Genomic DNA, 556 nt, shown 5'->3' with positions numbered 1-556 from the left:
CACTGCTCGTCGTTGTCAAAGCACTTGCATAGCAGGCTATGCGGCGCACTTTGACGCCTAGATCAGCAAAATCCTGGTCTTGGAGACGATAGCAGAGCGCAGGACAGATTGCGTTAATCTAGGCGCAGCTTGAATGAGTGAAGGAGTGACCCTCGATGGGTCAAGACTGAAGCGAATGAATGCTGCAACGACGAGTAACGGAAGCTGGACAAGTTCTGGGGCTATAGCTCAGCTGGGAGAGCGCCTGCCTTGCACGCAGGAGGTCGGCAGTTCGATCCTGCCTAGCTCCACCAAATTACTGGCTAACTTCGGTTAGCAGTGTACAGAAACGAATGTTTCACAACGATGAAGCCTTCCTTTCTGATCACTGGGTCAGATTTGCTCTTTAACAAATTGGACGAGATAGAACACGATTGATGGATTCCATTATCTCCGGAATTCATTGATCAGAGTGATAACGATTTCAAGCGTTATCCGGTGTTGTCGTTGAAGTGGTTGTTCTATTGCTTCAAGTGGCTGTCTCGAAGAAACCTCTGAATCAGGCTTGCCTGGTGAT

General features: G+C 48.9%; 1 tRNA gene. It reads left to right on the top strand.

Annotation, left to right across the window (positions count from 1 at the left end):
* Positions 1-217 precede the first annotated feature (217 nt).
* Positions 218-293: transfer RNA gene (locus KYE_RS15160), tRNA-Ala, on the top strand.
* The last annotated feature ends 263 nt before the right edge of the window (positions 294-556 follow it).

The sequence above is a fragment of the Marinobacter manganoxydans MnI7-9 genome, from assembly GCF_000235625.1.
Lineage (GTDB): Bacteria > Pseudomonadota > Gammaproteobacteria > Pseudomonadales > Oleiphilaceae > Marinobacter > Marinobacter manganoxydans.
The sequence above is the reverse complement of the archived record's forward strand: the minus strand, read 5'-3'. Positions and strand labels throughout refer to the sequence as shown.